Annotated in this window: 17 protein-coding genes; 4 read left to right on the top strand and 13 right to left on the bottom strand. The window is 42.1% G+C overall.

Annotated features, from left to right (window positions below; translation table 11 throughout):
- Window positions 1-29: 29 nt before the first annotated feature.
- The 6 genes from Q0R52_RS21250 to fdhD all read right to left on the bottom strand — a co-directional run bounded on the left by Q0R52_RS21250 (window position 30) and on the right by fdhD (window position 6,395).
- Window positions 30-1,262 carry a DUF6786 family protein gene (locus Q0R52_RS21250; protein ID WP_295798216.1) on the bottom strand — a complete coding sequence of 411 codons (1,233 nt, stop codon included), beginning with the start codon at window positions 1,260-1,262 and terminating at the stop codon, window positions 30-32.
- A 7-nt stretch (window positions 1,263-1,269) separates the two neighbouring features.
- On the bottom strand, window positions 1,270-2,133 hold the full coding sequence (locus Q0R52_RS21245) for a fumarylacetoacetate hydrolase family protein (RefSeq protein WP_295798214.1): 864 nt from the start codon (window positions 2,131-2,133) through the stop codon (window positions 1,270-1,272).
- A 150-nt stretch (window positions 2,134-2,283) separates the two neighbouring features.
- Window positions 2,284-2,838, bottom strand: a complete 555-nt coding sequence (locus Q0R52_RS21240) for a histidine phosphatase family protein (RefSeq protein WP_295798213.1) — start codon at window positions 2,836-2,838, stop codon at window positions 2,284-2,286.
- 32 nt (window positions 2,839-2,870) lie between these two features.
- Complete coding sequence (locus Q0R52_RS21235) at window positions 2,871-5,195, bottom strand: FdhF/YdeP family oxidoreductase (protein ID WP_295798210.1); 2,325 nt, start codon at window positions 5,193-5,195, stop codon at window positions 2,871-2,873.
- Complete coding sequence (locus Q0R52_RS21230; protein ID WP_295798208.1) at window positions 5,192-5,548, bottom strand: hypothetical protein; 357 nt, start codon at window positions 5,546-5,548, stop codon at window positions 5,192-5,194. Before Q0R52_RS21230 ends, Q0R52_RS21235 begins: the two co-directional genes overlap by 4 nt.
- Complete coding sequence (fdhD, locus tag Q0R52_RS21225; protein WP_295798205.1) at window positions 5,532-6,395, bottom strand: formate dehydrogenase accessory sulfurtransferase FdhD; 864 nt, start codon at window positions 6,393-6,395, stop codon at window positions 5,532-5,534. The genes Q0R52_RS21230 and fdhD overlap by 17 nt, the downstream gene beginning before the upstream one ends.
- A 155-nt stretch (window positions 6,396-6,550) precedes the next feature.
- On the opposite strand from fdhD, the gene Q0R52_RS21220 reads away from it, so the two are divergent.
- A complete protein-coding gene (locus tag Q0R52_RS21220; protein ID WP_252790479.1) occupies window positions 6,551-6,793 on the top strand; it encodes a MoaD/ThiS family protein in 243 nt (80 codons plus the stop codon).
- A gap of 9 nt (window positions 6,794-6,802) precedes the next feature.
- Here Q0R52_RS21220 and Q0R52_RS21215 read toward each other — a convergent pair whose 3' ends face one another.
- The gene (locus Q0R52_RS21215) at window positions 6,803-9,853 is read right to left on the bottom strand and encodes a COR domain-containing protein (protein ID WP_295798202.1); all 3,051 of its coding nucleotides are present in this window, start codon (window positions 9,851-9,853) and stop codon (window positions 6,803-6,805) included.
- 131 nt (window positions 9,854-9,984) lie between these two features.
- Between Q0R52_RS21215 and Q0R52_RS21210 the strand changes: the two genes are divergently transcribed.
- Window positions 9,985-10,404 carry a molybdenum cofactor biosynthesis protein MoaE gene (locus Q0R52_RS21210; RefSeq protein ID WP_295798201.1) on the top strand — a complete coding sequence of 140 codons (420 nt, stop codon included), beginning with the start codon at window positions 9,985-9,987 and terminating at the stop codon, window positions 10,402-10,404.
- Between the two features lie 59 nt (window positions 10,405-10,463).
- Here Q0R52_RS21210 and Q0R52_RS21205 read toward each other — a convergent pair whose 3' ends face one another.
- The 5 genes from Q0R52_RS21205 to moaA are packed head-to-tail and all read right to left on the bottom strand — an operon-like array spanning window position 10,464 to window position 15,385.
- The gene (locus Q0R52_RS21205) at window positions 10,464-11,522 is read right to left on the bottom strand and encodes a HesA/MoeB/ThiF family protein (RefSeq protein ID WP_295798198.1); all 1,059 of its coding nucleotides are present in this window, start codon (window positions 11,520-11,522) and stop codon (window positions 10,464-10,466) included.
- Window positions 11,519-12,706, bottom strand: coding sequence for an NTP transferase domain-containing protein (locus tag Q0R52_RS21200; protein WP_295798196.1), 1,188 nt, complete (start codon window positions 12,704-12,706; stop codon window positions 11,519-11,521). The genes Q0R52_RS21205 and Q0R52_RS21200 overlap by 4 nt, the downstream gene beginning before the upstream one ends.
- Window positions 12,666-13,136 (bottom strand): cyclic pyranopterin monophosphate synthase MoaC, encoded by a 471-nt coding sequence (gene moaC, locus Q0R52_RS21195; RefSeq protein WP_295798194.1) that lies wholly within the window; start codon window positions 13,134-13,136, stop codon window positions 12,666-12,668. The genes Q0R52_RS21200 and moaC overlap by 41 nt, the downstream gene beginning before the upstream one ends.
- 39 nt (window positions 13,137-13,175) lie before the next feature.
- Entirely contained in the window at window positions 13,176-14,369 is a 1,194-nt protein-coding gene (locus Q0R52_RS21190; protein ID WP_295798191.1) for a molybdopterin molybdotransferase MoeA, read from the bottom strand.
- A 26-nt stretch (window positions 14,370-14,395) separates the two neighbouring features.
- The gene (gene moaA, locus Q0R52_RS21185; protein ID WP_295798187.1) at window positions 14,396-15,385 is read right to left on the bottom strand and encodes a GTP 3',8-cyclase MoaA; all 990 of its coding nucleotides are present in this window, start codon (window positions 15,383-15,385) and stop codon (window positions 14,396-14,398) included.
- A gap of 208 nt (window positions 15,386-15,593) precedes the next feature.
- Here moaA and Q0R52_RS21180 point away from each other — a divergent pair, with 208 nt between their 5' ends.
- Together Q0R52_RS21180 and Q0R52_RS21175 are read left to right on the top strand one after the other, a co-directional pair.
- On the top strand, window positions 15,594-16,763 hold the full coding sequence (locus Q0R52_RS21180; RefSeq protein WP_295798185.1) for an XdhC/CoxI family protein: 1,170 nt from the start codon (window positions 15,594-15,596) through the stop codon (window positions 16,761-16,763).
- A gap of 7 nt (window positions 16,764-16,770) precedes the next feature.
- Window positions 16,771-17,352 carry a nucleotidyltransferase family protein gene (locus Q0R52_RS21175; protein WP_295798182.1) on the top strand — a complete coding sequence of 194 codons (582 nt, stop codon included), beginning with the start codon at window positions 16,771-16,773 and terminating at the stop codon, window positions 17,350-17,352.
- A gap of 72 nt (window positions 17,353-17,424) precedes the next feature.
- On the opposite strand, the gene Q0R52_RS21170 is transcribed toward Q0R52_RS21175, so the two are convergent.
- Complete coding sequence (locus tag Q0R52_RS21170; RefSeq protein ID WP_295798179.1) at window positions 17,425-18,273, bottom strand: AraC family transcriptional regulator; 849 nt, start codon at window positions 18,271-18,273, stop codon at window positions 17,425-17,427.
- Between the last annotated feature and the right edge of the window lie 121 nt (window positions 18,274-18,394).

Genomic DNA, 18,394 nt, shown 5'->3' with positions numbered 1-18,394 from the left:
AGCGTTCAGCTTCAAAAGGCTGAATATAATTATTTAAACGCAGCTTGTATATCCTGCAGCGAAATTCCTAAAGTTTTTAAGGCGATTGTATTTAATTCTTCCTTATCCCCTGTAAAATGAAACACGCTGTGATTGTGTGATAACTTTTCATTTGGCTTTAAAAATGCTGCCGACGATACGCTTTCCAACTCAAAGAACGGCCCCATCTGCGTTTTATCGGTCAGCGGGCCATCGTTGTAGGCATTAACGGCATCGCCTACAAATGGGTCACGATCTGTGCGCCATTCCTGGTTAAGGTAGGTGGCTTTCGGGTCGGTATCAAATACTACGATGGTTAATACATTATTTTCGCCATCGTAATTGCCCGCCATGGTTTTAGCCCTGGCAGCCTGCATACCCAATTTGCCGCGCAACTTTCCATCAGCTTTAAATAACAAGATGCCGTTGTTTATTTTAATCCTTTCTTTGGGTATCTCGCCAAAATAGTCGGTTGTGGCAATTTTTCCCGGGCCATCATTATAAGGCACCACCGTAATTGTTTTTGATGACGGCGAAAACATGTCCAAATTCCAGATGCAAGGCGCACCGGTTTGTTTGTCCCAGGCTTTATCACCCGTATTTGTCAGCGTCGTAGTGGTATGAAAGGCCACCGATTTTACCTTACTATCTACATCGATACCCAGCGTTATCTTTACATCTGCTGCCTCCAGCATCTCAATATCGCGGTTTATTAAAAGGCTAAGCGTGGTGCCCGCGTAATTAAGCAGCGATGCCGATTTGCTGAGCGAAGCTTTTTTATCGGTATGCGATACCAGCTTCCAGCTCTCGTTATCAACAGCTGCGGGGGTGTGCCAGTTAGCAAACTCCATTTTGGTGCCAGGTTTAAAGAACAGCGAGAACTTACCACCCTCAGGGCCGAGCCATAACCGGTCTTCGCCACCATAGGCGTTCATATGCTCATCAAGTTTTGGCTGGTCGAACGTTTTATAGTTTATCCATCCAAAGCTTTTGCCGTTAGCGCCGTCGGCAGTCGAGGTAAACACCTTGCCCTGGTATTTTGGCGAAACGATGATTTGCCCGCTCCCATCTTTACTGTTTAAAACGATGACGCTGTCCTTTTTCTTTAAAAAATCAAGATCATAGCCAAATGTCCCTTTCGCATAAGGGCTTTCAGCCTGTTTTTGCTCCGGGGCTTTATTTTGCTGACAGGCAGTTAAGCACAACGCAGCCAGCATAATGGATGAATACTTTAAAACGCTCATATTAAATTCAGGATTTATGTTTGGGATTAAGGGCGATAGTATTTACAAGTGTACCAATTTTATCAATGGAAATCTCCACCTCATCGCCAACGGCCAAAGTGAATTCACCAGGCGGCACCAGGCAGGTACCGGTCATCAGGTAGCATCCGTAGGCAAAATCGCACTCGGCATACAAATAGCCAACCAGTTCGTCAAACGTCCGCTTTATGCGAGATACGGTTGTTTCATCGCTATAAATAACCTTGCCATTGCGCTTGATATTGAGCTTAATAGCGGTTTCTCCTCCGATATGTTCCGAGCTCACAAATAGACATGGGCCAATTGCCGCACTTTTTTCGTAGATTTTTGCCTGGGGCAGATAAAGCGCATTCTCTCCCTCGATGCTCCGGCTGCTCATATCATTACCAACGGCATAGCCTTGTATATTACCCTTTGAATTGATAAATAAAGTAAGCTCTGGCTCAGGTACGTTCCAGGCAGAATCTTTTCGGATGTAAACCTGCTGCCCATGGCCGGCTACGCGTGAGGCAGCTGCTTTGAAAAACAGCTCCGGTCGCTGCGCGTCGTAAACCATATCGTATAAACTCGCCGCACCAGAACCCTGCGACTCTTCCATACGTGCATCACGGCTTTTTAAATAGGTTACTCCCGCTGCCCAAACCTCCTGCCGGCTTATCGGCGGCAAAATAGCTTCATTGGCTAGCCATTGCGCTTTTTCAGCAGCGGCTAGTTGCTTTGCGGTTTTTGCTTTGGTTGATAGATATTTTTCGAGCTTATCCCTGTTTACCAGGGTGTCCCAAGGTTCATCGATTATAAATGCACCTTCGTCATGTTCAAGCAGGATGCCTTTAATTGTGTTGTACAATTTCATGACCAAGTTTAAAGAAAATTTTCTTTAAATGTGTATGGTGGGGTGAGGAAAGTTGGCAGTTGTGAGTGGGCAGTTGGCAGGTAATTGGTTTGTTACATTATTTTCCTGGATATGCGCGGGGGTATTGCCCTGCGCATATCCAGGAGAACATCAAAACGCACAACTACCCGCCGGATGCAACCCTTCTTTATCCATCGTCAACTCAGCTTTCCCGTTTTTTATGGTTACAATCCAAATGCTGTCGAAATCATCATCACCCCATTTGGTGCCGTGCATTTTTACCCCCAGCGCCTTTAAAATATTGTCCATGGCTTTGTGCTCCCATATAACCAATAGAGTGCCTGATTGCGCTTCAAGACCAGCTGCTAGGCCAGAATAATCGTCTACGTCAAACTGACTGTTTATTTTCAGGCCATACTTTATAGCCAGTGGACTTGCTGTTTGAAACATCCTGGCATGTCCCGTTGATTTTTTTGAATTGACAGCTGGTACAAAAACCTTTGCAGGCGTACCGAATTTGCCGACTAACACCTTTGGCAGTTCCATGGCACGGTTTAAGCCCTGGCAATTTAAATTATCGCCGGTAGCTTCTTTTTCGCCGTGGCGAACAAAAATAATTTTTACATTTCCTGCTTGTTGGGCATTGGCCCCGGAACAACTGCTGATAGTAATAATTACTGCCAACGCTAAAAAAAAGTTTTTCATATAATATAGATGTGTGTTGACAACGCCGGCTGTTAGTTTAAGTTTTGCGGCACGTACTTTTTTATTTTTATAATAACCAGTTTTGATGTTGGTGTATTGCTTTTTTCGGCAACGCTATCAATGGGCACCAAAACATTTGTTTCGGGGTAATATGTGGCCGTATTGCCTTCGGGGATATTGTAAGGTATGATTACAAATAAGCGTGCTACCCTTTCCTTGTCACCGTGATAGTTAAACAAATCTACTTTCTCCCCTTCCTTAAAGCCCGCCTTTTGAATATCGTTGCGGTTCATGAATATTATCCGGCGTTCATTGTGAATGCCCCGGTAACGGTCGTTGAGCCCGTAAATGGTAGTATTAAATTGATCGTGGCTGCGGATGGTGCACATCATGTACTGATCGTCGGCAAGCTTATGATCAGGCAACTCAGAAATTGTGAAGGGCACCTTATTGCCGAACTCCTTGGTTTCGAACTTACCCTCGCGGGCCGCGTTAGGTAAATAAAACCCACCGGGCTTGCGCACACGCTTGTTATAGTCATCGAAACCGGGTATAACCTTTTCAATATCATCCCTAACAGCATCGTAGCTTTTGGCAAACCTATCCCAATTAACAACAGACTTACTCCCTAATGTTACCTTAGCCAGTTCACAAACAATCTGATTCTCGCTCATCAGGTTATCAGATATAGGGCTCAATACCCCTTTTGAACTTTGGATTACCCCCATCGAGTTTTCGCAGGTAATAAACTGTACTTCACCGCCAACCACATCTTTATCACTGCGCGCGAGTGTGGGCAGTATGATTGATTCTTCGCCATGTACCAAATGACCGCGATTTAACTTGGTTGATACGTTAACGGTCAGTTTCATTTTTCGCAAACCTTCGGCCGTATAGGCAGTATCCGGCGTTGCCGAAAGAAAATTGCCGCCCATGGCAAAAAACACCTTAAGTTTGCCTTCGTTCATAGCATTAATAGTTTCCACCACATCATAGCCGTGCTCCCGCGGCGGCTCAAACCCGTAAACTTCTTTCAGTTTATCCAGTTGCTTTTCAAAAGGCTTATCGTAGATCAGCATGGTGCGGTTTCCCTGCACATTGCTGTGGCCGCGCACAGGGCAAAGACCTGCGCCGGGCTTGCCAATACTGCCATTTAGCATAGCAAGGTTCACAATTTCTTTAATGGTAGCCACCCCGTTAACATGTTGTGTAACGCCCATGGCCCAGCATACAATTATCCGGCTTTTGTTTTTAAGCATATCTGCGGCTTCCTGTATCTGCCTTACGGGAACACCGGCTGCAACTGCCAAATCGTCAATTTTATACTTATCCAGGTGGCGCAAAAATTCAGTGTAGCCAACCGTATTGTTTTTAATATGCTGATGATCGAAAACCGTTCCGGGATTTTCCAATTCAGCTGTATACAGGAGTTTTTCGATCGCTTTTAGCAAGGCCATATCTCCGTTTATCTTTACCTGCAGGTATAAATCGGCTAATTGAGTGGTAATCCCCATCAGGCCTTTAACAGTTTGAGGGTTTTTAAAACCCATCAGTCCAGCTTCGAATAAGGGGTTAATGGCAATTATTTTAGAGCCGTTGTCTTTTGCTTTTTGCAGTGCGGTAAGCATACGGGGGTGGTTAGTACCTGGGTTTTGGCCCATAATGATAATTACATCCGTATCATAAAAATCATTCAACGTTACGGTTCCTTTGCCGATCCCAATTGACTCGGCCAGGGCTACCCCGGTAGACTCGTGGCACATGTTTGAGCAATCGGGCATGTTATTGGTACCAAACTCCCTTACAAACAGCTGATAGGTAAATGACGCCTCGTTACTTGTGCGCCCCGATGTGTAAAAAGTTGCTTCATTTGGCGATGCAAGTTCGTTTAAATGATCTGCAATAATTTTGAAAGCCAGATCCCAGCCAATAGGCGTATAATGCGTGCCCCCTTTTGGCAGGTAAACCGGCTGGGCAATCCGTCCCTTTTTACCGATCTCGTAATCGTTCAGTTTGGCAAGGTCGGCTACGGAGTTTTGAGCAAAAAATTCGCCGGTTAGCTTTTTGGTAGTGGCTTCTTCAGCCAGGGCTTTAGCGCCGTTTTCACAATATTCGGCAATAGGCGACCGATCGTCGTCTGGGTCGGGCCAGGCACAACTGGAGCAATCAAAACCGCCCTTTTGGTTCATGTGAAACAGTGCCTCCATTCCACGAACAGGACCCGCTTCTTTAAGTACGTCGACTAACGCTTCAGTAACCGCGGGTATACCAGCCGCCCAGGTTTTTGGCTTAGTAAGTTTTAAATCCAGCAGTTCTTCCGGATTTTCTTCGGCAGGGGCATTTATCTTCTTACTCATAACTTTTTGGCAACTAATGGATTGGGATAATTATCGCTTTGGTCTTCAGCAAGATTATCCAGGCACGTAAAATCCTTTTCGACCAACAAATGCGGCAGGTGCCTTATATTTTCAAATCCTACTTTATCTGTTTCGGCCAGCTCGGTTAGCATACTTGTGGGCATAAATAGTGTTATTGTGTTATTATTAAATGTTGCCGAAAGCTGGTAATCGTCAACAATTTGCAGGGAATAAACCAGCTTGTTAACGCCAAAATCAACGCTATCTTCCAGCAGCCTATTTTTAACCAAAGTGGCAACGTCCGATTGTGTAAGCCGGTATCTAACGGAATTATTCTTAATTCGAAGTTTCATGTATAGGGGTTAGTATGCGGCGTACCGCTGTGTAAATATTAAAACGCCGGTTGCGTAAAAAACCGGCTAAGGTTATATCGAATTCTGCAGCCAGTTCTACCGCCAGGCTTGATGGGGCACCAACTGCTGCGATAATCCTAATGCCTGCCATTACAGCTTTTTGTACCAGCTCGAAACTGGCTCGGCCGCTTAACAGTAAAATATGTTTATTTAACGGCAGCAGCCCTTGTTGCAGTGCTGCACCAACCAACTTATCCAGGGCATTATGCCTGCCGACGTCTTCGTGTAACAGAAGCAGTTCGCCATCTAAATTAAATAGTGCAGAGGCATGTAACCCGCCTGTCTCTTCAAAAACCGCTTGCTGTTCTCTTAATATTTGTGGTAGCTTATAAAGTAAATCACTGTAAATTGTAATATCATCAGCCTGGCTAATAAAATTGCCAACGGTACGAATAGCATCGATGGAGCCTTTACCACAAACCCCGCAGCTGGAGGTAGTGTAAAAATTCCGTTCAGTGTTTTTCAAATCCGGAACAACACCCTCACGCAGTTTAACCTGAATTACGTTCTCCTTGTTTTCTGCACAAGCGATAAAGCAATAATCAACATCAGCAATCTCACCAGCATTTTTCACAATACCCTCAGTAAATAAAAACCCCGCAGCCAGTTCAGCATCGTTGCCAGGCGTGCGCATGGTAACCGATACGTTTTGGGTTTTGGGCTCTCCGTTTAAAGTGTAGGCAAGCCGTATTTCAAGCGGTTCCTCAACGGCCAGGACATCGAAGGTTGCGGCAGCACCTTCGGCATCGTTTACTTTTGTAACTGTTACCTTTTTTATTGAAGACATAGATTTGAGATGTTGCATTTGAGACGTGAGATAAACTCAGCGCTTTGCATATTATAAAAACCAACGCAATTTAAGATTGTTTTTCTTTAAATGTAAGTTCAAATATTTCGATCCTACACGTGTTATTTCTAAGTATTTTCATCTAATTTTGAGGCATGAACATTAAAATTCTGGCGTTTGGCATTGCAAAGGATATATTCGGGGGCACGTCGGTTAATTTGGAACTGGCAAATGACGCTACAGTTTATAATTTAAAATACATTTTGGAGCAGCAATACCCGCGTTTAAAACAGCTGGCATCGTATATGGTGGCTGTAAATAATGAGTATGCTTTACCCGGCGATAACTTGCATGAGCGGGATGAGATAGCCATAATTCCGCCAGTTAGCGGGGGATGAAAAACGCATTCACTCACCATCTAAAAAATATTCCAATTGCCGTTTGAATTGATTTTTCAGGTCGTTAAGATCTTTGTAAATTGTTTTAAAATGCCCTAGTCTCTTTAATTTTTCCTCCAACTTGAACTTTGAATTAATATCGGCCTTTTTTATAAGATTATAATCAACAGTTGCATTTTTGAAAAATGTGTAAATTAGAGGTCGGCCATTGCGTTTAAATTCGCCGAACGCGTTTTCAAATTCTATAGTTGTGTACTTACCTACCTTGGAAAAAAACAAACTGACAAAAATATCACAATCCTTAAGCGCATTGTTATATTCTGTCTGCAAGCTTTGTTTTGACATCGAATCAATAAAGTATTCCCATTGAACGACTTCCAGATAAATGCCCTTTTTATGAAGGCGATCATTTTCAACACTAATGAATTCACGGAATTCCTTTCGGTCAGTTGTTAACTCAGATGAAGAAGCCAAGAAAATTTTAACTGTCCGGATAGCTGTCTCATTGCTAGTGTCAAGATTCAACGTTTTTTTTGAAGATTCAATTATTTTCAATAATTCGTCCGCGATTATAATTTCACCTGTTTTACTACACTGTGAGCCAGTTCCTTTTTCTTTAAACTTGAGTAATAAATGATAATCATGAAATGCAGGCTCAGTAGAATCTTTACACTCTTCACATATGCACGGAACTAATTGTTTATATTTTAAATTATTAAAGGGCTTTAATACTTCAGCAAAACGCTCCCGTATTATTGCAAGTAGTTCTATCTTGTTACCCCCCACAATTCGGATCTCAAAACGATTATTTCCACCATAACTTTCAATTATTTCAGCATAAGTTCCGTTATATTCGACGTTGACTCCCCTATGCCAAACTAAATCATGGTTTTTAATATGATGATTTAATGAAACAATTAAACGAGACATTATGCCTTGTGGCATGAACTTATCAAATTCATATGTAAATTGAAGAATTCCGCTATTTGAAGAATACCCCCACTTTTTGTAAGGAGTAACGGTTGGTAAATGTGCTGGAATCACATAATCATCAGTATCTGGGATATGATACATCAAGCCAAACTTGTGCATTAATTGAGTAAGTTTATTGACTTCATAATGAAGTTCATTGTTTATCCAAATCCTTTTTATATCTAGACCGTTAACTCTACCTTTTTTAGACTTTGCGAGTTCATTGTCCAACACTTCATAAACTGTTTTAACTAGCCAATTAGAATTTAGATAAATCCTCTCCTGTAGTAGGGGATCATCGATATAGTGTGTAAAAGCCCCAATTCTATTAAAATATCCACTTAGAGTGTGCAAAATACTCGGATCATCGATGCTTCGCTGTTGACAAATTTCTTTAAATCTGTCAAAAGAAATAAAATTTAACTTTTCGTGAGACAGGTCATCCCTTATGTCGACCCAAGATGAAGGTAAAGGATCTCCTATCCCTGGAAGATCTTTTAAATATAACTTTACCCTTTCTTGTAATAAAACTAAATTACCGACATCATTTTTTAAATCTAGTTCTATGACATCTTTTATTATCATTCCAAAATGACTTCGATAACCACTTTCATCAATTTTCGATTCATGTCCAAACTTTTTATTCAAAACTATAATTAGCGAACTCTCAGCTCCACCTAGTTGCTCAACAGTGTTTAGCCAATAAGAAAAATCCGTTTTTTGTTCTCTGGTATCGGAGAGCAGTACATAAAACGATTTGTCACTAAAAAATATCTGATGGGTGCCTTGGTAGATCTTTTGACCTCCAAAGTCCCAGAGATTAACGTGAAATTTCACGTCCTCTTTTCCGCTCATTAAAACATGACTGCTATCGAAGGTCCATTTACCTATTTCAATTCCGAGCGTCGTATCCTTTTCGTTAGGCATTTTAGCATTTAAATCGATTATCTTTCGAGTAAATGTTGTTTTACCTGCTCCACCTTCACCTATGACTAACAATTTAGCCTCGAATAAATATTCTATCTTCCCTTTTTCTTTTTCGATTTGGTTAAAATAATTTTTAATGGCTTTTTTCCCTTGCTGAACTATTCCTTGTGGAGGACTTTTGAGCGGATTTCCATTCAGTGTAATAAAACCGTGCTTCCATACCGCATTCATGCCTATTCTCATAGTGAATTTAGTAATCCAAGGAGGTAGATATTCGATCTGATTATCATTCAAACCTAAATTGCTTAATTTCTTTAGATCTTTTAAGGCGGAAATATCTTTTATTCGATTTTGGTAGAGCAACAGAAGTTCTAATTTAAATAGCTTTCTTAATGGCTCTATATTCGATATTTTGTTCTGTTTTAAATATAGTGACTCTAAATTACATAAATTTTCCAATGGTGATAGGTTCTCAATTTGATTATCATGAATTGATAAATGGTGTAGATTTATTAATTCTTTCAAACTTGTTATATCCGAAATTTTATTAAAATTCAATCGTAGATCATTTAATTTAGTCAACTCTTTTAAAGGGTAGACGTCGGATATATGATTACTTTCAAGTGTCAATATTTCTAATTGGCTAAGCTTTCGTAGAGGCGAAATATCTTTGATCTTATTTTGACTTAAATTTAAATGCCTAAGATTATTTAAATTGCTTAAGAACGAGATATCTATAAGCTCTTGTTTCTTAATCGTCAAACTTTCTATCTTTTCCATCTTTTTTAAAGACGAAATATTTATAACTTTATTAGAATACAAAGACAAAAGTCTCAGTTTTTTCAGCTCGATAATAGAAGAAATGTCAAGCGAGGTAATTCCACTCAAATACAAGCTTGTTAAATTTTCCAACTCTCTTAGCGATGAAATATTAGTGATGGTGTCATTATTTAATCGTAAGTCTTCCAAACCGTTAAAATCTTTCAAACAATTGACAAATTCATCAAATTCACTTAAATCACAACCAGTTACCGATAATCTAGTAATAGTGTCGGACTCGTCAACGTAATAACTATTACCTTCATCTTCTGTACTTTTTTCTAAGAAAAACCTTTGTTTCAGTAATTCTTCAATTTTTTTAATACTATTGTAGTCTATCATATTCCTCCAACATTAATGATGTTACCACGATTGAACTATTATTCATATTGGGAAAGGGTTTTTAAAACCGGAATGAGTAAAATCGCGACATGATTTAGGTGCAATTTGATAATCTTTATAAACGTAATAAATTGTTTAAGCAAATCCAAATATCCACTACTTCGCTCAACACCCAGTCTTCCATCGATTGGATCATGTCGCCCGAATCAGGCGGCATCGATGTATTTATCGGTACTGTGCGTAATGCAACCAAAGGCAAAAAAGTAATCCGGCTGGAGTTCGAGGCCTATGAGCCAATGGCCATTGCCGAGATGGAGAAAATCGCCAACCAGGCTTTTGAAAAATGGCCGGTGCAAAAGGTGTTGATACATCACCGTACCGGAGTATTGGACGTTGGCGAGGTGCCTGTGGTTATTGCTGTATCAGCTGCACATCGTGCTGCCGCGTTTGATGCATGCCGTTACATCATTGATACATTGAAACAAACCGTGCCTATCTGGAAAAAAGAAATTTTTGAAGATGGCGAAGTTTGGGTGGCAGCGCATCCTTAACACGATTTAAGGATGCTGAGGATTTACAAGATTTTTAATCTTTCGAATGTTTTATCCTGCTAATCGTTCCAATCTATCAATCGTGTTCCGCCCTCTAACGAAAACACATTTGCATCCGGGTATTTATTTTTGACGATTTTCACCGCTTCGGCGCTGCGTTTACCTGTTGTGCAATAGAAAACTGTTTTATTGTTTTGAGCAATAGCATCTACATTAGCAAGAACGTTAGCTATGGGGATGTGTTCTCCGCCTATGTTAAATTCTTCGCGTTCCTCCTCTGTTCTCACATCAATTAGCTTGACCGCACTTTGCGCTAAATCATTTTTTAATTCATCAGCCGTTAGGGTTGGGATCACCATCGTTTCTACCAGCTTTGTTATATGGGTTTGGGTTGCCTCACCAATTTTTATTACCCGGCTTTGCATGGTTTGTGCATCGAAAACCAAAATCTTCCCGGCCAGCAGCTCGCCGGTTTGGGTAGTATATTTGATCACTTCGTTTGCCTGTATACAGCCTATTATCCCGGCAAGGGTGGGTATTACACCACCTTCAGCACAATTAGGAATTTGGGCAGCGTTTACGCTCGGGAAAAGGTCGCGGTAATTGGGCGATAGTTTGCCATTAGGGCATTTATAGTTCCACACCGCTGCCTGGCCTTCAAACTGGTAAATAGCGCCATAAACCAGTGGTATGCCTCTCAACACCGCAGCGTCGTTTAAAAGGTAACGGGTTTCAAAATTATCAGTTCCATCAACTATTATGTCGTAACCGGCGATCAACTCCATTACATTTTGCGATGTTATCCTTACATCGTGCGGCACTAATTTTACATCCGGGTTTTGTTTTTGTAAGCGTTCGCAGGCCACTGCAACTTTTTTTAAGCCAAAATCCGCCGGGCCATATAATACCTGGCGGTGCAGGTTACTTTCTGATACGATATCAAAATCGGCGATTCCGATGGTGCCTATGCCGGCGCTTGTTAAATATTGGGCAGCCGGGCAGCCAAGTCCTCCTGCTCCAACCACCAGTACCCTGGCGTTTTGTAATTGATGTTGGCTTTGTTCGCTAAAACCGGGCAAAGCTATCTGGCAGCTGTATCGTAAAAATTCGGGATTCATTCTGCAGCTATTTTTTGATGAAGAACTCTTTTTATACGTTCCAGTTCATCGGGTGTATTAACATTGGTAAGCACGTCTGGGTTCTGTGCGTTTAAAAGTGTAACATCGCTATTTATCAAAACCTTGCGGGGACACGAATAACCCTGCGCCAAAAAAGACAACAGCACGGGATAGCTCTTTGGCTCCCAAATGGTTATCAGCGGTTCCGGGAATTCATTTTGCGGACTGTTATAAGCCGTGGCGACAGATGAGGGGTCACGGTTATCTGTCAAATATTGTAATGCGGGTTTGTCCATCAGCGGTAAATCTGATGCTATAACCAACCAGGCGCTGTCTGGTTTTTCTCTAAATGCAGATAATATGGCGCCATAAGGCCCAAGACCGGTAAAAGTATCCGGCAGGCTCGTGTAAGAAGCGTCAATTTCCTGTTGCTGATCGGTACGGCACGAAATATAAACGTCGCTACAAAACGCTTTCAGCATATCGGCCATATGATAGCGTTGTGCCTTGCCGTGCCAGTTAACCTCGCCTTTATCAAAACCCATGCGCTGGCTTTTGCCGCCCGCTAGTACCAGTCCGTTTAACACAGGCTTGGCTTTTTGCATTTGTGTTTTAAAAAATGTAACGATGTTTTCAATGTCACTAACCTGGTAAAGCGGCAGTTGCTGCCAGTTCGGTATTGCATCCTTAATAAAGTCGAAAACATCTTCTGTACCATCGGCCAGCAGCAATAGCTGTACATTGGTTAGCTGGTCGATTCTTTTTTGTAAGGACGCCGTTTTATTTTCGCTGATAATAACCACCTGCGCTTTGCATTGGTGATGGTTGCCGTTTGCCATTACCAAATCGGCCGCTGCAAATGTTTCCCGCAGTTTAAAACTGTTAAAATCAGTGCTGTAATTCAGTTGGCGGTAATTAATTTCGTCGGTATATTCGAATACAGCACCCGAAGCTAGTTTACCCGGTAATTGAACAACGTGATCGTTGTGTGTGGTATCAACATAAGCGCATTTGTAATTTGACTGTAAAGCGCTGATAACCTGGCCGGCCAATAATTTAATATTAGTGCAGGGTGCGCCAACAATTGCCCACTCGTTGCGGTTAAACGTTCCGAATGCGGGCCTAACAAGGGCCGTATGTTTGCTATGCTCTTTTGAAATCACGTTTCCCCCCTGATTTTTCAATTAGCTTCGTTTCCTTTATTATTATATCGTGGCTCATAGCCTTGCACATATCGTAAACAGTTAAAGCAGCTATCGAGGCACCAACCAGGGCTTCCATCTCTACTCCGGTTTTAGCAGTGATGCTTGCAGTGCAATCAATAACCACTTCTTGTTTCTCATTAAAGCCGATCTCTATTTTACAGTTGTCCAAACCCAGTGGATGGCAAAGCGGAATCAGATCACCTGTTTTTTTAGCTGCCATAATACCGGCAATTATTGCCGTTTGAAATACAGAGCCTTTTTTGGTCTGTATATCATCGTTAGTTAAATGTTCCAGAACTTCGGCGGGAAGAAATACAATACTACGCGCCGTTGCTGTACGATGTGTAACCTGTTTAACAGATACATCTACCATTGTAGGGTTGCCTTTATTATCTATGTGCGTTAGCATTTTTTATTCCGTCAATTTTGTACGAACCACTGTTCAAAACTAAAAAGTATATATCTTAAAAACCTCTCCCTTTTTAAACTCATTGCGCTGCGCAGGCAGCTCCATAAACGCATCAGTATCCGTCAGGTTAGCAAAATCGCCTGAGCCATTGCCTTCAACCGGGGTAGCTACCAATTGGCAGTATTCGTTTTGGTCTAGTTTTACCTGCAAAAAATATTTTAGTGGATGATGAAAGCTTACCCGGTTATTTAATACAGCCCGCATTGTTATTTGCGGCTCCTTCCCTACCGATGCATTTAACCAGGGTAAAAAATAGCGGTGGAGGCACATAAACGTGGCTACAGGGTTGCCAGGGAAAGCAAAAACCAACGGCCCTTTATTGTGCTTGCCAAACCAAAACGGCTTTCCCGGGCGCTGCTGCACCTTATAAAACAATTGCTCCACATGCAGTTCTTCCAACGCTTTTGGCATATAATCAAACTTGCCCATCGATATGCCGCCGCTAAGCAACAATACGTCATAATTTTCAAGGCAGGTTTTTAATTGTTTTTTTATAACCTCAGGATCATCCGGCAAATGCAGCATATTGGCTTCAATATTATGCTGCTGTAAAACTGCTTTTACCGTGTAATTGTTCGACCGGCGTATCTGGTATGGCGACGGGATTTGGTCGACCTCAACCAGTTCATCGCCCGAAGAAATAATAACTACCCGGGGCAGCTTTTTCACCCTTAACTCCGTTTCGCCAACCGAGGCTATCATGCTGATCAGCGCCGGCGTTATTACCTGGCCTATTTCGGCTACCTGGTCGTTATGCTTTTTGTCTTTACCCTTGTAGTGAATATTCTGCCCGCGTTTTATCTCCTGCGTTACAAGCGTTGCCAAACCGGCACGAAGCGACAGATCCTCATAGCGGATTATCGTATCGGCCGATGCAGGCAGCATTGCCCCTGTCATTATCTCTACGCACTCGTCATTCTCTTCTATTTCAACCGGTTCATCTCCGGCAGCCTGGGTGGCTTTTATCTTAAAAGTGCTTATACCATCTGCAACAGCGTCGTAATTAATGGCAATGCCATCCATAGTTACCCGGTCAAATGGCGGCAGGTCGCGGTCGGCTTTTATATTTTCGGCCAGTACCCTGCCCAGGGCCAGCTCAAACGGGATAATTTCAGCACCATAATCCGTTGCCTGTGCAAGTATTATTTTTTCGGCTTCCTCAACAGTTATCATAGCACCGGCTTTGTAATGTTAAACTATTAACCACCAATGGTGGCCATTGATTCATGTATTCTTACGTTTTCGGTCCGTAATTGCTCCGCTTCCCAGCCGTCTTTAGCGCGAGTGTTAAAGGTGGTGAGCAGCATAGTTTTTAAGTCACTGTCGCTAACTCCGGCGCGCAATTGGTCTTTTATGTTCAACACACCATTATCATAGAGGCAGGTTTTTAGCTCACCTTCCGGCGTAATACGTATGCGGTTGCAGGTACCACAAAAGGTACGCGAATAAGCAGCAATTATGCCAACGCTCCCTAAATAACCAGGAACCTGATAATTATATGAAGTTGAATATTGCGGGTCTTCCAATTTGGCAATACCAGGATAAGCGGTTTTTATCTCGTCCAAAATGCGCACATAGTCCCATTTAATACCCGAATATACATGGCCATCGCCATTAAAAGGCATCTCCTCAATAAAACGAACGCTTACCGGCAGTTCTTTTGTCAGCTCAACTAAGGGAACTATATCCTGTGTGTTTTTGCCATCCATTACTACTGCGTTTATTTTCACTTCTATATCATGCTTTAATAGCTCGTCCATAGTTGCCATCACATTGGCAAATTCGTCGCGTTTGGTAATGCTGAAGAAACGGCCGGCATCAAGTGTATCCAAACTTAAATTCACCGATTTTACGCCAATTTGTTTTAACTCACTTACATGAGGGGCTGTCAAAACGCCGTTGGTTGTAAGCGTTAACTCCTTTAATCCATCGAGTTTTGATATAGCCGTTAAAAGCTTCATTATATCCTTGCGTACAAATGGTTCACCCCCGGTAATGCGTATTTTTTCGATACCCATTCCAACCAACAGGGCACAGGTTTGCAGCATTTCTTCGTATGTCATTAACTGCGCACGCGACAGCCAATTCAAACCTTCCTCGGGCATGCAATAAAAACAGCGCAGGTTACAGCGGTCTGTCACCGCAAGGCGCAGGTAATTAATTTTCCGTCCGTGATTATCTGTTAACAAGCAATAAAGTTTTAAAATGTTAATACAACTTCGCCAATATTTTATTGTACGATGCTTTTGTAAAGGTAAATAATACAAGTTAGCCTATTGTTTGTTAATTGTACTTTTTATGTGTTAAATAACATATTATTTACAAAAGCACATTTAAAATTGCCGATAACGTTAATTTTAACCCATTGCATTATATTTGTTTATCTAAGCATCGGCATTGAAAGAACTAAACGATATTATTAACGCATTCGATAAAGCAAACGCAGCCGGCAAGCAAACAGCGCTGGCAACAGTTGTGCTGGTTGAGGGTTCGTCGTACAGGCGTGCAGGTGCGCGCATGCTGGTTACCGAAGACGGACAGCTTACGGGTGCTATAAGCGGCGGGTGCCTGGAAGGGGATGCCCTGCGAAAGGCGCGACTGGCAATGGCGCAAAGCAAACCCATGCTGGTTACATATGACACTACGGATGACGACGATGCAAAGTTTGGTGTGGGCCTGGGGTGTAACGGTATAATCCATATCCTTATTGAACCTATATTCCCTGCTAAAGAAAACTCCCCTATTGCTTTGTTCAAACAGTTTTTGAGCAAAAGGGAGCCCGTTGTGCTGATTACCATGTTTTCGCTTGCCGACAGACAGGCCCCGCAGCCTGGCACCTGTTTATTGATGAAAGCCGATGAATCCACACAAGGGAGCATTGTTGACGAAGAAATTAAAGACGCCGTGCTGGCAGATGCAATGGACGTGCTTAAAAATGGAAACTCCGTAACTAAAACCTATGTTTACGGCAATGGGTATACTTGTTTTATTGAGCTTTTGCAGCCCGCTGTTTCACTGGTGATTTTTGGCGCGGGCAACGATGCTATCCCGGTAGTTCAGTTTGCTTCGGTTTTAGGCTGGCATGTAACCATGGTTGATGGCAGGGCAAATTATGCGGTGCCGGAGCGCTTTCCGCAGGTAAAAAAAATCGTTATTGCCAAGCCAGATAAAGCACTTGCAAATATTGTTTTAGATGACCGGACCGCGATGATATTGATGACCCACAACTACAACTATGACATGGCGATGCTAAGACAGCTGTTAACTTTGAAATTGCCTTACGTAGCATCATTGGGCCCTAAAAAAAGATTGCAAAGAATGCTTGATGAATTGAAGGAAGAAGGAATTAATGTTGCAAATGATCAATTAGAAAGTATATTCGGCCCGGCAGGCATTGATATCGGCTCTGAAAATTCGGATGAAATAGCGCTTTCGATTATTGCAGAGATACAGGCGGTATTAAATAAAAAAGCGGTTAATTCATTAAGGGACAAACAAGCGGTGCACACCCGGCACATTAAGCCGGTAATGCAGCAAACCGCTACGGCCGAAGAAGGGAAAAACTAAATAAAAAATGACAGGGATCGTAATCCTGGCGGCGGGTTCGTCAAGCAGGTTTGGCACGCCAAAACAGAATTTAGTTTACAAAAAGCAGACCCTGCTACAGCGAAACATTGAAATCGCTTTGGCTTCCGGCTGTCACCCGGTTATTGTTGTTTTAGGGGCAAATAATGATATAATCCTCCCAACTATTGAAAGCTTGCCAGTAGAAATAGCCTATAATGCAGCCTGGAGTGAAGGCATGTCGTCATCCATCCGGGCAGGTATCGCTCATCTGCAAACAAATCATGCAAAAATTTCGTCGATAATATTAATGTTATGCGACCAGCCGTTTGTAACTGCCGAACTTTTGTCACAGCTTATGGCCGTAAGCAGCCCTAAAAGTATCACCGCCTGCGCATATGACAAAGCGGTTGGCCCCCCGGTACTTTTCGACAGTCATTACTTTCCGGAATTGCTTTTACTAAAAGGTAACGAAGGTGCCAAACAACTGATGCTAAAGCACGAGGTGAACATAACCACCGTGCCATTTGTGTTGGGCAGTATCGATATAGATACAAAAGAGGATTTTGAACGGTTGAAGGATTTCTCCTGAGTTAAAATCGACGATTAACGACCTAATACTGGGATCATTTTTTACCTATATTTTGCTTCGTTCCTAAATAAATCAGGCAGTTTGCCTATACTTGAGCGGGGTGGTTTGAAAGTGCTCACGAAATAGCCTGATGAAGGAGCTGGGGCACTCAAACCCTATGAGGTTAACCACTTCGCCTACAGGATAATTTGTATTTCGCAGCAGTACCTGTGCGCGTTGCAATCGTAGTTGAATCAAAAACTGGTGTGGCGTTAAATTAAAGGCCTGTTTAAAAGTGCGTAAAAGGTGATTTACCGACAAACACGAATACTCGGCCAGTTCATCAAGGCCAATATTGCGGTTATAATTGGTATACAGGTATTCTTTGGCCCGGTTCAAGCGGCGCAATATTTCAACGCGGGTGCTTTCGTGAAAAAAGTTCAACTGCCCGGTTTTTTGGGATATTTCTTCGTTATAGATTTTGAAATAGCTAATGAGGCATTGACCGAGGTATTCATTTATTACGCTTTCATCGTCCATTCCATTATCCAGTTGATATTTTAGCTGTTTTACGTTGAAAAACATATCTCCTTTTAATGGATATATGGTTTCATTAAATTCAAAATCCTGGCTGTTCCCGTAAAAAGGCTCCAGCGGCTCGTCGTTGTTTATAAAGCCATCGATAAACTCCTTGTCGAAACTTATTGAAAATGCGTGAACCGGGAACGGGCAATCAATTATGCTGGAATATTGTGTCCCCTTGTTTAATACCAGGAACGAATCGGGATAAATTGTAAGGTTCCGGCGCCCTATGCTATAATTTTCATTGCCCGAAAACACAAACCGCATAGTAAAGTCGGCCGTTTGCTGTTGCGGGCATTTGTGGTTGCGGGTACCGCTGTATATGATATTGTTATTTTTTAAAATTTTTAAATATTCCATAACAGTTTTGCATAATGTGGAGAGCGGTAATATCAGCTATCAGCACATATCAAATTTAGCTTTATAAAAAATGCTATGGTATCACCCCAATGGGGTGAATTTTTATAAAAAGTGCCGTTGC

The organism is Mucilaginibacter sp., assembly GCF_025359345.1.
Taxonomy (GTDB): Bacteria; Bacteroidota; Bacteroidia; order Sphingobacteriales; family Sphingobacteriaceae; genus Mucilaginibacter.
Note: the sequence above shows the minus strand (reverse complement) of the source record. Positions and strands in the feature narration are given on the sequence as shown.

Excerpts from the sequence above, each read along its gene's own strand:
- Q0R52_RS21250 (WP_295798216.1), bottom strand. The coding sequence starts at position 1,262 with ATGAGCGTTTTAAAGTATTCATCCATTATGCTGGCTGCGTTGTGCTTA.
- Q0R52_RS21170 (WP_295798179.1), bottom strand. The coding sequence starts at position 18,273 with ATGGAATATTTAAAAATTTTAAAAAATAACAATATCATATACAGCGGT.
- Q0R52_RS21175 (WP_295798182.1), top strand. The coding sequence starts at position 16,771 with ATGACAGGGATCGTAATCCTGGCGGCGGGTTCGTCAAGCAGGTTTGGC.
- moaC (WP_295798194.1), bottom strand. The coding sequence starts at position 13,136 with ATGCTAACGCACATAGATAATAAAGGCAACCCTACAATGGTAGATGTA.
- Q0R52_RS21220 (WP_252790479.1), top strand. The coding sequence starts at position 6,551 with ATGAACATTAAAATTCTGGCGTTTGGCATTGCAAAGGATATATTCGGG.
- Q0R52_RS21235 (WP_295798210.1), bottom strand. The coding sequence starts at position 5,195 with ATGAGTAAGAAGATAAATGCCCCTGCCGAAGAAAATCCGGAAGAACTG.
- Q0R52_RS21245 (WP_295798214.1), bottom strand. The coding sequence starts at position 2,133 with ATGAAATTGTACAACACAATTAAAGGCATCCTGCTTGAACATGACGAA.
- fdhD (WP_295798205.1), bottom strand. The coding sequence starts at position 6,395 with ATGTCTTCAATAAAAAAGGTAACAGTTACAAAAGTAAACGATGCCGAA.
- Q0R52_RS21190 (WP_295798191.1), bottom strand. The coding sequence starts at position 14,369 with ATGATAACTGTTGAGGAAGCCGAAAAAATAATACTTGCACAGGCAACG.
- Q0R52_RS21205 (WP_295798198.1), bottom strand. The coding sequence starts at position 11,522 with ATGAATCCCGAATTTTTACGATACAGCTGCCAGATAGCTTTGCCCGGT.
- Q0R52_RS21240 (WP_295798213.1), bottom strand. The coding sequence starts at position 2,838 with ATGAAAAACTTTTTTTTAGCGTTGGCAGTAATTATTACTATCAGCAGT.
- Q0R52_RS21215 (WP_295798202.1), bottom strand. The coding sequence starts at position 9,853 with ATGATAGACTACAATAGTATTAAAAAAATTGAAGAATTACTGAAACAA.
- Q0R52_RS21230 (WP_295798208.1), bottom strand. The coding sequence starts at position 5,548 with ATGAAACTTCGAATTAAGAATAATTCCGTTAGATACCGGCTTACACAA.